This window comes from Streptomyces monomycini, from assembly GCF_022271435.1.
In the GTDB taxonomy this organism is placed as follows: domain Bacteria; phylum Actinomycetota; class Actinomycetes; order Streptomycetales; family Streptomycetaceae; genus Streptomyces; species Streptomyces monomycini.
This window is the reverse complement of sequence record NZ_JAFIQY010000022.1, coordinates 119,263-133,631: the sequence shown is the minus strand read 5'-3', so window position 1 is coordinate 133,631 and position 14,369 is coordinate 119,263. Positions and strand designations below refer to the sequence as shown.

9 protein-coding genes and 1 pseudogene are annotated in these 14,369 nt (G+C 69.0%); 8 read left to right on the top strand and 2 right to left on the bottom strand.

The window, feature by feature from the left end:
• Positions 1–570 precede the first annotated feature (570 nt).
• The 5 genes from JXZ78_RS24030 (at position 571) to JXZ78_RS24010 (ending at position 10,505) form a co-directional block, all read left to right on the top strand.
• A complete protein-coding gene (locus JXZ78_RS24030) occupies positions 571–2,958 on the top strand; it encodes a DEAD/DEAH box helicase (protein WP_030019294.1) in 2,388 nt (795 codons plus the stop codon).
• 47 nt (positions 2,959–3,005) lie between these two features.
• Positions 3,006–3,893 (top strand): TnsA-like heteromeric transposase endonuclease subunit, encoded by an 888-nt coding sequence (locus tag JXZ78_RS24025; RefSeq protein ID WP_308281061.1) that lies wholly within the window; start codon positions 3,006–3,008, stop codon positions 3,891–3,893.
• On the top strand, positions 3,890–6,142 hold the full coding sequence (locus tag JXZ78_RS24020) for a TnsB C-terminal domain-containing protein (protein ID WP_030019296.1): 2,253 nt from the start codon (positions 3,890–3,892) through the stop codon (positions 6,140–6,142). The genes JXZ78_RS24025 and JXZ78_RS24020 overlap by 4 nt, the downstream gene beginning before the upstream one ends.
• Positions 6,136–7,164, top strand: coding sequence for a TniB family NTP-binding protein (locus tag JXZ78_RS24015; protein WP_030019297.1), 1,029 nt, complete (start codon positions 6,136–6,138; stop codon positions 7,162–7,164). The genes JXZ78_RS24020 and JXZ78_RS24015 overlap by 7 nt, the downstream gene beginning before the upstream one ends.
• A 98-nt stretch (positions 7,165–7,262) precedes the next feature.
• A complete protein-coding gene (locus JXZ78_RS24010) occupies positions 7,263–10,505 on the top strand; it encodes a Helicase associated domain protein (RefSeq protein ID WP_030019298.1) in 3,243 nt (1,080 codons plus the stop codon).
• A 53-nt stretch (positions 10,506–10,558) separates the two neighbouring features.
• Here JXZ78_RS24010 and JXZ78_RS24005 read toward each other — a convergent pair whose 3' ends face one another.
• Positions 10,559–11,554 (bottom strand): hypothetical protein, encoded by a 996-nt coding sequence (locus tag JXZ78_RS24005; protein ID WP_238783330.1) that lies wholly within the window; start codon positions 11,552–11,554, stop codon positions 10,559–10,561.
• 586 nt (positions 11,555–12,140) lie between these two features.
• Positions 12,141–12,269 (bottom strand): hypothetical protein, encoded by a 129-nt coding sequence (locus JXZ78_RS40380; protein ID WP_275128083.1) that lies wholly within the window; start codon positions 12,267–12,269, stop codon positions 12,141–12,143.
• Positions 12,270–12,509: 240 nt separating this feature from the next.
• Here JXZ78_RS40380 and JXZ78_RS24000 point away from each other — a divergent pair.
• The 3 genes and pseudogenes from JXZ78_RS24000 (at position 12,510) to JXZ78_RS23990 (ending at position 14,365) form a co-directional block, all read left to right on the top strand.
• Positions 12,510–13,329 (top strand): annotated as a pseudogene (locus tag JXZ78_RS24000) (lipase family protein).
• A 226-nt stretch (positions 13,330–13,555) separates the two neighbouring features.
• Positions 13,556–13,918, top strand: a complete 363-nt coding sequence (locus JXZ78_RS23995; RefSeq protein WP_030019299.1) for a hypothetical protein — start codon at positions 13,556–13,558, stop codon at positions 13,916–13,918.
• A 240-nt stretch (positions 13,919–14,158) separates the two neighbouring features.
• A complete protein-coding gene (locus tag JXZ78_RS23990) occupies positions 14,159–14,365 on the top strand; it encodes a hypothetical protein (RefSeq protein ID WP_033037417.1) in 207 nt (68 codons plus the stop codon).
• The last annotated feature ends 4 nt before the right edge of the window (positions 14,366–14,369 follow it).

Below are 14,369 nucleotides of genomic sequence, written 5' to 3'. Positions count from 1 at the left end.
CCCGCGGAGCGGGATATACCCCGGCAAGCCGGGGTATAGAGCGCGAATTGCGCAAGCGCAATTCGGATTCCGGCGCAAGCGCCGGAATGGAATTCCGCAAGCGGAATTCTAAAAGCAGGGTAATTCGCGCAAGCGCGAATTGTGGGCACCCGCGCAAGCGCGGTTGCCTTGGCTGGCTACGAGGGGAGGTGCATCGCGCGCGGGCTTGTGCAGGGCTTGGGGTTACTGCACACCACCCCCGCGATAGCTGTGACGGTCCGTCGGGTCGATCGGGCTCCGCCCCACCGCAGTGACGGGCTCCGCTGCGCTCCACCCGAACCCCTCCCCTACGCTCGGACCGTGTCCTGTGCGCGTTCGCTGCACTCTGCCAGCATACAGGAGATCGGCCGTTTCATGGGTGGGATCGGGCCATGTATCACCCTGGGGAGTCAAGTTGGCTCGACGTTGGTGCATCACTGCTCGGCTCTGTGTAGAGTTTGGTCCTGTACACCACACCCCCAACGCCGCGTACCCGCGCCGGGATTCCCTTCCTGACTACGTGTGCATTCCGCGAAAAGGAGAACACGGGGCATGGCCGTGAAACTGCGTGACCACCAGATCGAGGCCGTTGCCGCTATTGTGCGCGGTCTTGATATTCCGCCGGGCGGCATTCCTACGGACGGCCTGCGAGGGCAGGTCCATGCCGCGTGCGGGACAGGGAAGACCGTCATTGCCGCCGCCGCGGCCAAGCGGCTTGCGCCCAAAGGCCGTGTTCTCATTCTGGTGCCGACGTTGGATTTGCTCGCCCAGACGATCAAGGCGTGGCACGGGGCCGGGCACACAGGGCCGGCGGTCGCGGTGTGCTCGCCTCAGGACGATCCGGAGCTGTGGAACCTGGGAGTGCGGTGCACCACGAACCCCGTGCGGCTCGCGATGTGGCACGGGCAGGGGCCCGTGACCATCTACGCCACCTACGCATCGTTGCCGGTGCTGGCGGGGGCGTTCGAGGGTACCTATGGCCAGCAGTTGGCGCCGATGGACCTCGTGGTGGTCGATGAGGCGCACCGGACCAGTGGTTCGCTGGGGAAGGCGTGGGCGGACGTCCACGACCAGGGGATCATCCCGGCACGCCGGCGGCTGTACATGACGGCGACGCCGCGGATCTGGCAGGAGCGGCCCAACTGGGAGGTCGCCGAAGGGATCCGGGAAGCGCTGCCGAAGGAGATGGCGGCGTCCATGGACGACGAGGAGATCTTCGGTCCCGTCCTGTACAAGCTCTCCTTGGCGTCGGCGGTCTCCCGCGGGTTGCTTGCGCGGTATCAGATCATCGTGGTGGAGCTGGCGGACCCAGTCGTCACGCCGGAGCGGCTGATGGGTGAGGAGCGGCGTAGCGAGGAGGTGCGCGGGCAGCGGCTCGGTGCGCTCCAGGCCGCGCTGCTGCGCACGATGGCGGACTACCACCTGAACACCTGCATCACCTTCCACCACCGGACCATGGAGGCGCAGGCTTACGCGGAGGGCCTGCAGCAGGTGGCAGCCAAGCTGCACGCCGACGATCCGGAGAAGTACCCGGCGACGATCTGGGCGGACTGGCTGTGCGGGGAGCACGTGCCCGAGCGCCGGCGGGGGGTGCTCGGTACGTTCGCGAGCACGGCGCGGCGTGCGGTGCTGTGCAACTGCCGGGTGCTGGGCGAGGGCGTCGACATCCGGGCCGTGGACTGTGTGGCGCTGCTGGACCCGAAGGGCGCACCGCACGACATCGTGCAGGCCATCGGGCGGGCGCTGCGGCAGAAGCCAGGGGAAGGGAAACTGGCCTCGTTGATTGTGCCGGTATTCCTCCAGCCCGGGGAGCAGCCCGAGGACATGTTCACCTCCGCCTCGTACCGGCCTTTGGTGAAGGTTCTGGAAGGTCTGCGGGCTCACGATGAAGAGGCCGTGGAACTGCTGGCCATTCCACAAGAGCCCCAGAAGGACGTTGCGCAGCCGTCCGTGAATATCGGTACGGAGCCGGAAGAAGGCGAGGACGAAGCCCGTCTGCTGCTGCGTTTTGCGGCTCCTCGGGATCCGGTGATGGTCGCGGACTGGGTGTCCTTCAACGTGATCGACACCGAGCGGCAGGACTGGGCCCGCGGCTGGGCGAAGTTGAAGGCGTACGTCGAGCGGGTCGGCAACGCGAGGGTGCCGTACGGACACCGGGAGGGTGCGACGCCCCTTGGACAGTGGGTGGCGGAGCAACGGCGGGCATACGCGGCCGGGGAAATGAGCGGGCAGCGCGCGCAGCGGCTGGAGCGGCTCGGCATGGTGTGGTCAGTGGCCGATGAACGGTTCCAGGAGAACCTGGAAGCGGCGAAGGCGTACTACGACGAGCACTGGACACTGTGCGCGCCCCGGTCCGCGACGATGCTGGACCGGCCGATCGGGCAGTGGCTGTCCAACCTCCGCCGCCCGGGTGCACTCGCCGGCAAACCGGAGTGGGAGGCCGCGCTGAAGGCGGTCGATCAGGACTGGAACCCGCCGTGGCCGGCGGCATGGCAGCGGCACTTTGCCGCGCTGCGCGAGCTGGTGCGCGATGAAGAAGGGCTGACAGGGGTCCTGCCCGGGGTCACCGTCCACGGGATGGACATTGGAAAGTGGCTGGCCAAGCAGTGCAAACCCGGGGTCTGGGCTGCCTTGGCCGACGGGCAGCGCGAGCGCCTGGAGGACGTCGGTGTCGTCCCTCCGGCCCCGGAGCAGAAAGCGCCCATGAAGCCGTCCGTGGAATCCTTGGGTGCTTTCGAGCGGGGCGTTGCGGCCCTGGTCCAGTACAAGGCCCGCACCGGCTCCCTGACGGTTTCCAGGGCCCACGTAGAACGGTTGGACGACGGCACCGAGGTCAAGCTCGGAGTGTTCCTGTCCAACACTAAGAGTCGCCGGGCCAAACTCACCCCCGACAAGCTCCAGCAGCTCGCCGATCTCGGACTGGACTGGGCGAGGTCGTAGAAGCCTCTCGGCCGGCTCCAAGAGCTTTCACGGGCGGCTGCAGCCTGATGGGTCGGGGCTGGGCCTGTGGTGGCAAGGAGCTGCCGTCCAAGCCCTGGTGGATTTTTCTGTCAATTCTCTTGCGGCGGGCGGGTATTGAGTTTGGGTTGACTGTCAGCATGCAGGAAGCGGACAGCGCTGTTCGAGGTGGGGGCGATACGGCTGTAGGTGCCAGCTGTATCGATGCGTGTTTCCGGGGCCCCCTGGGAAGTGCACGTCAGATCCCGTGGCTCGAGGCCGCGCAGGACGTCGCCTTTGAGGACTGTTCTGCGGTACGGCCGTTTCCTGTCCGGTACGGACGTCGTGTAGCTCCAGGCTGGTGGTGGTCGTCGACCACTGGGCGGCTGGTGGGGTACGGGTCCGGTGTGATGCAGACCGAGCTGATGCTGTTGGACCGGGATCCGGTGGTGGTGGCGCTGGCCTGCCGGCCGGTGAAGCTGGTGTGGCACGAGGACGGCAAGGTCGTCGGTCATGCGCCGCAGCTGATGGCCAGGCTTCAGGACGGCAGCGGCCTGTTGCTCGACTGTGCGGGACGCAGCGGGACTTCTGCCCGGCTGGTGGAGCGGGCACGGGTTGTGGCGGCTGCCGCGGAGGCAGTGGGCTGGTCCTACCGGCTGGCGGGGCCGCCGGATCCAGTGCTGGTGGCCAATGTGCGGTGGCTGTCGGGTTATCGGCATCCCCGGTACGCCGCAGGGCCGTGGATGCCGGCTCTGGTGGAGGCCTTCGGCAGTCCGCGGCCAGCGGTGGAGGCGGTGTACGGGCTGGGTGACCCGGTCGCCGTGTGGCCTGCGGTCTTTCACGCGCTGTGGAGCGGTGTGCTGCGGGTGCGGCTGGACGAACCGCTGCACGAGCGTGCCATCGTGTCGGTCGCACGGCAGGAGGCCGAAGCGGCATGACGCAAGTGGTTGTCGAGGTCGGGGCGCGCCTGCGCTACGACGGACGGGTATGGACGCTTGCCGTGCTGGAAGGCGCCCGGGCCACGCTGTTAAGTGACGAGGGTGCTTCGGCGGTGGTGCTGCTGCCCTGCCTGTTCGCCGATCCGTCCTTCGAGGTGGAAGGCGGGCCGGCGCCGGGGAGGGTGCCGCCGTTCGGGCTGTTGGAGGCGCTGCCGGTGGAAGTGCGGGAGCGGGCTCTGGCGTGGCAGCGGCATGTGCGGGAGGTGGAGACTGGCTTTCCTGACGCGGTCGGGCAGGGCGCCCCGCAGGAGCGATTCGATCCGGCGACACGGAGCCTGGCGCAGCGGGAGCAGGCGAAGGCCGAGGAGCTTACGGCGGCAGGCTGGGCGGCGAGTGCGGCGACGGTGCGCCGGATGCGGGCGCGCTACCGCAGCGAGGGCGTGTGGGGGCTGGTCGACGGCCGGGCGGTGCGGGAGCGGTCGGCGGTGGGGCGGGCCGATGAGCGGGTGGTCGCGGCAGTCAGGAAGGTGCTGGAGGGGCAGCGGGAGCGGTCGACGGGCACGCTGGTGCGGCTGCGCCGCCGGGTGGGGTGGCTGCTGGAGGAGGAGTACGGCGCCGGGGCGGTGGCCCTGCCGCCGACCTCGACGTTCAACCGGCTGGTGCACGCGGTGGCCGACGGACAGGGGCTGCTCGGGACGGCGGCGCAGCGGCGGTGGCATGCGTCACGGCCAGCACCTCCGTTCACGCCGACGGTGGCACTGCGGCCTGGTGAGCTGGTGATGCTGGACAGCACGCCGCTGGATGTCCTGGCGGTGCTGGACGACGGGGTGACCGGCCGTCTTGAACTGTGCATGGCGCTGGATGTGGCGACGCGCAGCATCTGCGCCGCGGTGCTGCGGCCGGTGGGCACGACGTCGGTGGACGCGGCGATGCTGCTGGCGCAGATGGTGGTGCCAGCCGCGATGCGGCCGGGCTGGGACGCGGCGCTGTCGATGCAGCGGTCCGTCATCCCCTACAAGCGGCTGGTGGCGGTGGACGCGCGGCTGGAGCAGGCGGCCGCCCGGCCGGTGATCATGCCGGAGACGGTGGTCGTGGACCAGGGCCGGGTGTATGTGTCGGCGTCGTTCGTCTCGGCGTGCGAGAGCCTGGGGGTGTCGGTGCAGCCGGTGCCGCCGGCGAACGGCCCGGCGAAGGGCAACGTGGAGCGGACCTTCCGCGCGATTGCCGACGGGTTCAGCCAGTACCTGCCGGGCCACACCGGCTCGGACGTCTCCCAGCGGGGTGCGGCCGCGGAGCAGGATGCCTGCTGGAGCCTGGCGCAGCTGCAGGTGTTGCTGGAGGAGTGGGTCATCTGCGGGTGGCAGGAGCGCCGTCACGAGGCGCTGCGGCACCCGATGATGCCGCGGGTCGCCGTCTCCCCGAACGAGATGTGGGCAGCTTTGGTGGCGTTGACCGGGCATGTACCGGTGCCTTTGTGCGCCGACGATTATGTCGAGCTGCTGCCGCTGCGGTGGCAGGCCGTCAACGACTACGGCGTCCGCTTCGGCTACCGCACCTACGACCACCCCGGCCTGAACCCCTACCGGCGCCGCCGCTCGCCGCGGGCGGACAAGAACGGACGGTGGGAGGTCCACCACAACCCCTACGATCCGAACCGAGTGTGGGTGCGCCTGCCCAAGGGATGGCTGGAGGTGCCGTGGGTCCACGCGGGGGCGGTTAGGCGCCCGTTCACCGCGTTCACCTTCGACCACGTCCGCCGCACCGTGGAACGCCGGCATGGCCGTGAAGAGCACGAGGCGGCGATCGCCCAGGCGCTGGACGCGCTGCTGCGCCGTGCCAGCCAGGGACTGGGCAGCAGGCGAGAGCGGACGGTAGCCGCCCGGGCCCAGGCGGCCGCACAGATGACCGATCCCTCCCCCGCCACCACCCCGCAGCAGTGGCCTGCGCCTCTCGCGCCGGGGGCCTCGTTCGGGCTGCCGGGTTCCTTCACCATCCCGCTTCAGGATGCCGGCGGCTGGGACGCCGACGACAGCCTGGACGGCATCGAGGACGACCCGGACAGCGAGGACTACCTTCTCGCCGCCCTCGCCGACGGCCAGGACGCCGCGGCAGGCCACGCGGATGAGGCCGAAGTATCCAGACCGACGGGCGAAACGGCCCGCGACCAGACCGCTGAGCAGACGCCGGACACCGGCGGAACGGGCTGCATGCGCATCTACGACCCGTATCAGGAGGCGAAGGCATGGTGACAGCGGCCCAGCCCGCCACCACGAGCACTTTCAGTCCGCTGAGCACGTGGGACGGGTGGCAGCAGTTCGTCGACACGCCCCACGCACCAGCACGCGAGGCCGGCGACCAGCAGTGGACGCTGGAGCAGCGGGAGGACTACCACGCGCGGTTCGTGGTGCTGAAAACCCCCGCCATGGACACCATCTCCACCGCGGTACGCCGTCTGCTGCTGCTCAACCGCGGCCAGCAGGGCGGAGCCAGACGCGGCCTGATCATCTCCGGGCCGGCCACCACCGGGAAGACCACCGCGATGCAGCAGCTCGGGCGCACCGTCGAACTCGCCGACCGGCGCCGCCACCCGCACCAGGACGGGCGGCTGCCGGTGCTGTTCATCACCGTGCCGCCGTCCTCCACCCCGAAGATGCTCATCAGCGAGTTCGCCCGCTTCCTGGGCCTGCCCGCCCTGGAGCGGATGAACCAGATCCAGATCACCAACGCCGTGTGCGAGCTGCTGTGCGAGCTGGGCACCCAGCTGGTTCTGGTCGACGACGTACACCTGATGGACACCCGCAGCCGGGCCGGCGCCGAGACTTCCGACCAGCTGAAGTACCTCGGCGAGCGGATCCCGGCCACCTTCGTCTACTCCGGCATCGACGTCGAAGCCTCTCCCCTGCTGACGGGGGTGCGTGGCTCCCAGCTCGCCGGCCGCTTCAAAATCGTGCGCAACCAGCCGCTGCGCTACGGCAGCGCCCCGGATCAGCAGATCTGGCATGACCTCGTGCGCAGCATGGACAGCGCCCTGCGACTGCGCCACCACCGGCCCGGCACGCTGGTGGCGCACGCCGCCTACCTCCACGCCCGCACCGGCGGCCGCATGGGCAGTCTCTCCCACCTCATCCGCGAAGCCGCCCTCGTGTCCCTGCTGGACAGCACCGAGAAGATCACCAAGAAGCTCCTCGAACAGATCCAGCTCGACACCGCCGCCGAACAACGGGCCCGGACACCCCGGCGCCGCCGGATGCCCACGCAACGCCAACTCTGACCGGCGGCGTCTGCCTCAACCGTCCCTCCTGCTCCCCATTTGGCCACGGCTCGGATGCCGGTACATCCGAGCCCGTCAAGAACGGCCTGTGCTCCCTCATGCACGACTTTCCTCCACCACAGCCGCAGCCGCTGCGCCCTGCAGCGGCGCGGCCGGGGCCGGTACGGCTCGCGCCGTTGCAGGGCGAGACGAACCTGTCGTACCTGGACCGGCTGGCCGACCGCTACCGGCTCGGTGTCAGAGACCTCATCCCGGCACTGCTCCAGGTCGGCGGAGGCCTGTTCAAGGGGTTCCGCACGGACGGCGAGGTGTACCTCAACGCCGAGGCCAGGACCCGCATATCGGTGTTCTGCCGCGTACCCGAGGACGTCCTGGGAAGGGCCCTGCCCGCCTGGGCCGCCCGAGAACCCCTCCCGCCGGACGGGGCGGGTGCGGCCGGGCGGTTCCGCTTCGGGGCCGTGGTGCCGGCCGCGGGGGAAGGCTGCCGGCTGTGCACGGCCGCACGCACCGGACGGACCAAACCCGCACGCGTGTACCTGCAACCGCACACCCGGATCTGCCCGCGCCACCGGCGCTTCATGCTCGGCACCTTCTGGATCGACGGCGCGCCGGCCGGCACCGAGCAGGTCGATCTGACGGGCCTGCCCGAGATGCTCACGGCGCACCGGCGGCACCTGGAGCTGCTGCGCCGCGCTCCGGACGCCGTTCGGGCTTTCGAGGTCGCTCATGCCGTGGTCGTCTCCTGGTGGGCGCAGCAGTGGCCCGAGGAGGAGCAGTGGCCGTGCCGGGCAGAGCGGACAGCGCCGCAGGGCACCGATCCGGGCTGGTGGCGGCTGCTGGTCCGGGACGCGGTCACCTACCCGGAGACGGTCGCCCTCGCCTCGGTCCTCACCGGTGAGCGCACCAGGCAGCGGCTGCTCGCCGACACCGGCGGGCATCTGCCCCACACGCTTGCCCACACCCCTGCCCTGGTCGCCCGACTGGCGCAGGTCACGGGGCGGCCGTGGCTTTGCGAGCGGATCGCCTCGACCTCGGCCGGTCCTCTGCTGGTCTGGGTGCAGCACTGCGTACGGGCCGCCGCGGACGCAGCCGCCGCCGACCGGCTGTGGACACTGCACATGGCGCACCGGCCGCGCCCCACCGCCCGCGAGCTCACCGCCTACCGCGACACCGCACAGCAGCCGGAGAAGTCCGCAGGCGGTACGCGGCTGCATCTGGGGCTGCGGCACACCTCGGACCAGGCCTTCGCCAGAGGCCTGGCGCACGCCCGCGCCTACGCCGCCGTCCACGGCCACCTCGCCGCCCCGATCCACAGCCGGTTCAACGGCTTCGCCCTGGGACGGTGGCTGTCAAACCACCGGAAATTCCCCGCGATGCCGCCCGAACACGTCGCCGCCCTGGAGTCACTGGATCCGTGGTGGCGGCCGCCGTGGACGGTGATGTGGCAGCGTTCCTACTACGAAGCCCGCGACCACGCCCGCGCCCGGGGCGGCCTGCGACCCGAACACGGTTTCCCCACCACCAGCTTCGGCCTGGGCGAATGGCTGTACAGCCAGTGCACCGGCTACAACGAGCTGCACCCCGCGCAGCAGGGCCTGCTCGCCGGCATCGGCCTCACGCGTGAGGCCGTACAGGCGGCCCGGCCTCGCCGCAAGCACATGGCCACCCATTTCCAGCGCGCGCTCGCCTGCGCCCGCTCCTTCGCCGGCACCCACGGCACGCTGGTGCTCGCGACCACCGGCACCGTCCAGGACGGGCTGAGGCTGGGGCAGTGGCTGGCCAACCAGCGCAGCAAAGACCGCGCCTACCAGCACCGCCACGGCACCCCCTCATCCCGGGCGCTGGCGCTGTCGGCGATCGATGCCTGGTGGAACCCGCCCTGGACGCTGGAATGGCAGCGTTCCTGGCACCGGGCCCACACCCACGTCCAAGACGGCCACGTCCTGGAAGCCGCGGCCGGGTTCCCCGGTACCAGCAGCGCGCTGGCCACGTGGCTGATCACCCAGTGCGCCCAGTACGACACCCTCCAGCCCGACCAGCAGGCCCTCCTCGCCCAGATCGGGCTGACCGCGGACCGGGCCCGCGGCGCTGCCGCACGGCCCGCCGAACGCGAAGCCGACTTCGCCGTCGGTCTCGGATACGCGCGCTCTTACTACGCGACGTACCGAATCCTCGCTGCCGCGATCGACACCGTCCACGACGGCTTCCAGCTCGGTCGGTGGCTGCGCCGGCAACGCCAACACGCCCGTGACGATGCCCACCGGGGCGCGCCTCAGTCTGCCGCCGCGAAGGCTTTGACCGCGGTCGACCCGTGGTGGTGTCCGCCCTGGAATCTGGCGTGGCAGCGCGGCTGGCAAAAGATCCACGACCAGGTACAGGCCGGTCACCGGCTCGATGCCGACCATGACTTCCGCAGCTTCGCCCCCGCCCAGCGCTCCTGGCTACGCCTGCAGCGCACCCACTACAACGACCTGCACCCCGGCCAGCAGAGTCTCCTGACCGGCATCGGCCTCACCCGCGAAGCAGCACGTACTCGTCCTCTCACCCTGTATTCCGAGACCGCGCTCACGCATGCCCGCGCGTACGCCGCCACCCACCACTCCCTGGCCGTGGCCTATTCCACCGTCCACGACGGCTTCCCCCTCGGCCGCTGGCTCAACGGCCAACGCCAGCAAGCCCGACGCGACACCACCCCCAACGCCCGCCATCAGGCCCTCACCACGATCGACCCGTGGTGGAACCCTCCCTGGGACCTTGCCTGGCAGCGCGCCTACACCCGCGCCCGCACTACCCAGGCCCGCCCCCACGGTGTGCCGGCCGACGTACGCGCGTGGAGCACCGCACAGCACACAGCCTGGGACCGTCTACGCCCCGAGCAACAGATACTCCTGACCGAACTGGGGATCGTGCCCGCCACCGCAGACGCCGTCGGCCAGCGGCGCAGGACCAGCCGTGTCTACCCGCCGAGTCCCGGACTCGACCCCGCCCGCTCCTACGCCGCCCTGAACGGGCATCTCTCCCCCAGCGCAGATACCTACCACGACGGCTTCCCCTTGGGCCGGTGGCTGGTAGAAACACGCCGCAAAGCCCGACAAGGACGCCTGGCCCCTACCACAAGCCAAGCCCTCACCGTCATCGATCCCTGGTGGAACCCACCCTGGCCCAGCATCTGGCAACGCACCTACCAGCAAGCCAAGGCGCACCATCACACCGGCCGAGGCCACTCCCCCACCCTCAAGCATTGGACCGACACACAACGCACCCGCTGGACCACCCTCCACCCCGACCAACAACACCTCCTCACCACCATCGGGATCTACCCTCAGGCGGAACACTGCTGACACCACAGCACAGAGGCGGCTTTACACGTCACGAGCGTCAGTTCGGTGGCGTCCTACCCGCCATACTCCCAGGCTTCATCAGCGGCCAGCCCTTCAGCCTGGATCTTCAGTAGCCGAGAGGCGATTGCTCCTTCATTGCGGCCGAATTCCTGTGACAGCTCGGAGAGAGAGACACCTTGGGCGCAGCGCTTTGCGAGCCGCTGCTCATCTTCGGGCGACCAGGATTTGTACGCATTAGGGTGCAGCCGCCGCTTGTCCTCCACGGTGTACGCCTTAGACACTTCTGGTTCAGCCGCAGGGCGCGGTGCGGGCACCAGGTCGCTGGGGTAAGGCGCGAGTTTGAGCCCGTAGAGCTTCCAGCGGATGGATTTCTCACTGCGCCCAAGTTCTTCAGCCAGTTGCCCTGGCCCCTTGCCCGCTCGGTAGTGCTCTTCGAGATAGGCGACGGCCTCGGAGGTCCACGCCTGACCAGGGCGGGTGGCTTTGATGGCGGCCGGAAAGGTAGTCGAGGGAGCAGTCTCCACAGCGGAGACGACGGGAGCGGAGACGATAAGGCGGCCAACCTCATTGACGTCACACACGTCTATCTCGCCGGTCAGTTCACCATGGATGACGCCGTCAGGGGAACAGACGACGACAGTGATCCCGACACGGCCCTCTGCCAGGACGTCGGCCTGCAGGCTGTAGCGACGGTGTGAGCTGCTGACCTCAAGTCTCACTGCAGCCGCATCCCGTCCGTCAGCAGAGGTCGTGCACACACGCTGGTAGACCGGAGACAGTAATTCGTGAACATGCCAGGTAGCAACGAAAGAATCACCGTCGTCGAGCCGGTAGCTCGTCTGGCTCGCTTCCAGGTCACATGCCGCATAGAGAACCTCGATACGCTGGCCATCGAACAGGCCAGGGGCCTCACCTGACGCCGTGCGCGGCATGGTCAATACCCCGCGCCCCGGCTGGCTGTCGTGGACAGCAGCGTCAGGATCGCCGTACCAAGTGCCGCAGGCATCACGGAAGGCGTAGATCAGCACAACGAGCAGCCCTTCATCCACGTGAGACGTCAGTAAATGATGGCGCGGCCGACAACAGCATGACCAGCAGTTCGCCAACTTGCGGCCACACCAGCGCCTCCCCACCGCCGGACCACAACGCCGACCCGGCCCACCCCAACCACGCCCCTCCCCCTGGCCCCACATGCCCCTGCTGGCCCCTCTCCATCCAACAAGCCGAACACCCAGCAAGCGTCAACACCCAAGCTCAGCCTTGAAAAACCCGGGCCCGCCCGCCAACCACCTCACCGACACACCACCCGACGGCCACACCAAGTAGCGGCTCAGTGAAACTGCACCCCGCTCAACCAACCCGCACACACCACAAACGCACATGTCAGACAGCCACAGCCCACTCAGCCCCCACACCCCGAGCACACCGAACCAACCCAGAAATGATGAGAAACCCCAGCTCACAGCAACACCAACCACACAGAAAAACTGGGCGACGACACGACCTCGCCGACCTTCCAGACCTTGCGCCTGTCCGTGAAGAACAACTGCACCGCGGCTCCGTGGATCGCAACGCGGTTCCGAAGAACCCGACATCGGCGCTAACGGAGCCACTGCTCAGGAAGCTACGGCGGCATCAGATGAGACACATTTGAGTGTCTGGAGAACCGTCGACCTTGGTCTCCATCGTCCACCCCGGTCCGGTGCGGATCTCGTCGACGGGGCGCGCCAGCGCGAGGGCGGCGGGCAGCGGGAACGGCGGCACGTAGCAGCCCTACCCACACGGTAACGGCCCGGCCTGTGCGCCGCCGCAGACCACTCCCCTGCACCACGGCGACCGGTGTCAGGCCAGGAGAATCCCGCACAACAAAGCAAAAGAGTGAATAGTGCATCAAACCGGATGACACTGCGCAGGAATCGGGTGAATGGCATGCCAGACGTCCGCCGCGCGCCGAACGGACCGGTGCGCGGCACGGCCGTCGAGCCGAGCGAAAGGACCCGCCCCGTGACCGCACCGGCCATGATCGACCACCGTTCCACCAGCGGCTACAGCCTCGCGCTGGCCTACTGGCTGGCCCAGGCGTCCGACCTGGCCTATAAGGACGAAGCCACCATCGAAGCACGGGCCCGCGACTGGGGCTTCGAGACGGTGCGCCACCACCACACACGCTTCACCCCGCCGTTCCCGCTGGAGGACACCCAGGCCTACACCGCCGCCAGCGACCACATGATCATCACTGCTTTCCGCGGCACGGAACCGGCGCAGATCCGCGACTGGCTCTCGGACGCCACCACTCCCCCGTGGCCCGGCCCGGACCGGTTACGTCCACTACGGCTTCGCCGAAGCCCTCCAGGCGATCTACCCCGGCCTCAAGGACACCCTGACCGAACTGCGCACCGGCAGCCAGACGGTGTGGTTCACCGGCCATAGCCTCGGCGGCGCCCTGGCGATGCTCGCCGGGGCGCGGATGTACCTGGAGGAGCCGAGGCTGCAAGCGGACGGCATCTATACCTACGGCCAGCCCCGCACCTGCGACCGCACCCTGGCCGACGCCTACAACAAGGGCCTCAAAGACCGCGCGTTCCGCTTCGTCAACAACAACGACATCGTCCCGCAGATGCCGCCCGAGCCCGCCTTCACCCACGCCGAGAGCCTGAGGTACATCGACTCCTCCGGCAAACTCCACACCTCGATGAGCCTGCTGGGCGGCCTCGCGGACCGCGCCAAGGGACTGACCGCAGACCCCCTTGCCCCCGCCTCGGACGGTGTCCGCGACCACTCCATCAAGCGCTACATCGCCGCCCTCGAAACCAACGTCACCTGACCGGCCGCCGCGCCGCCGACATCCCCTCGCCCCAGCCCACTCCCGCCTCAAGACCGCTGCGCGCACACGTCGCCGCGCCCTGCGGGAAATCCCCGGCGTCGACTGGGAAGCAGTTCGGGGCCTGCCCAAGGGCGCAGTCTCCCCGCTGCGCGAGTACGCCAAGCGCGCCCCGACCCGGGCCGCCGCCGTCCGCGGCTTCGCGCAGGCCCTGGCCGACCGGCACGGCGTGACGGTGTGGGCCTGGGCCTCGCCGTACTCCGGGGGCTGGGAGCTGGACTGGGAGCGCATCGAGGACCTGCCCACCGAGAAGACCGTGCGCCAGGAGCTGGCCGACGATGCGGTGGCCGGCGCGTACGCCGCCGAGATCACCCTGTGCCCCACCTGGGACGAGGTCACCCGCGAGGCGCGGGCGCTGCTGGAGCCGGGCGCGGCGGTCATCCTCGACACCGTTATCCGGGCAGTTACCCGTCTCACCAGCGAATCTGTCTCCGCGAACGCACGGAGACAATCACCCGATCGAGGACGTCGTCTCAAAGGAGAATCACTGTCTGACACCGTAATCGACGACAACAGCGCGACTGGCAACTAGAGTTCGTAAGGCACGGTCAGCGGAGCTGGCTGCGACGGGAATGGGTCCGACGTCCCTTTCGGGCGCGCGTGTCACCACGGTGATGCCGCGTCAATCGTGACAATTCAAGACACGGCCTGTGCGTCGGCAGGGCCTCAGTTGATCACTCGTCTTTAGGGTGGTCGACCTGAGACACCTGCCACTCTGCATGCAGTTTTGCGCTCAGCTCGGCCGCCCTCCACTCGGAGGAGAGGCCCAAGTATGGATGCGCAGATCGTCCTAGGGATTCTGGCAGCGGCTGGCGCCGTGTCCATCTTCTTGTTCGCCTTGAAGGGCCTGCTCGACCAGGTCCCTGATGTGATTCGGTCATGGCGTCGCATCGTGGTTGAAGTCCGGCGCCCCCACTCGGATCACGGGCCCGAGCAAGAGGACCACCGCCCGTCCTCCGCTGGTGCCGATGGCTCGTGATGAC

Excerpts from the sequence above, each read along its gene's own strand:
- JXZ78_RS24030 (WP_030019294.1), top strand. The coding sequence starts at position 571 with ATGGCCGTGAAACTGCGTGACCACCAGATCGAGGCCGTTGCCGCTATT.
- JXZ78_RS24025 (WP_308281061.1), top strand. The coding sequence starts at position 3,006 with ATGGGTCGGGGCTGGGCCTGTGGTGGCAAGGAGCTGCCGTCCAAGCCC.
- JXZ78_RS24020 (WP_030019296.1), top strand. The coding sequence starts at position 3,890 with ATGACGCAAGTGGTTGTCGAGGTCGGGGCGCGCCTGCGCTACGACGGA.
- JXZ78_RS24015 (WP_030019297.1), top strand. The coding sequence starts at position 6,136 with ATGGTGACAGCGGCCCAGCCCGCCACCACGAGCACTTTCAGTCCGCTG.
- JXZ78_RS24010 (WP_030019298.1), top strand. The coding sequence starts at position 7,263 with ATGCACGACTTTCCTCCACCACAGCCGCAGCCGCTGCGCCCTGCAGCG.
- JXZ78_RS23990 (WP_033037417.1), top strand. The coding sequence starts at position 14,159 with ATGGATGCGCAGATCGTCCTAGGGATTCTGGCAGCGGCTGGCGCCGTG.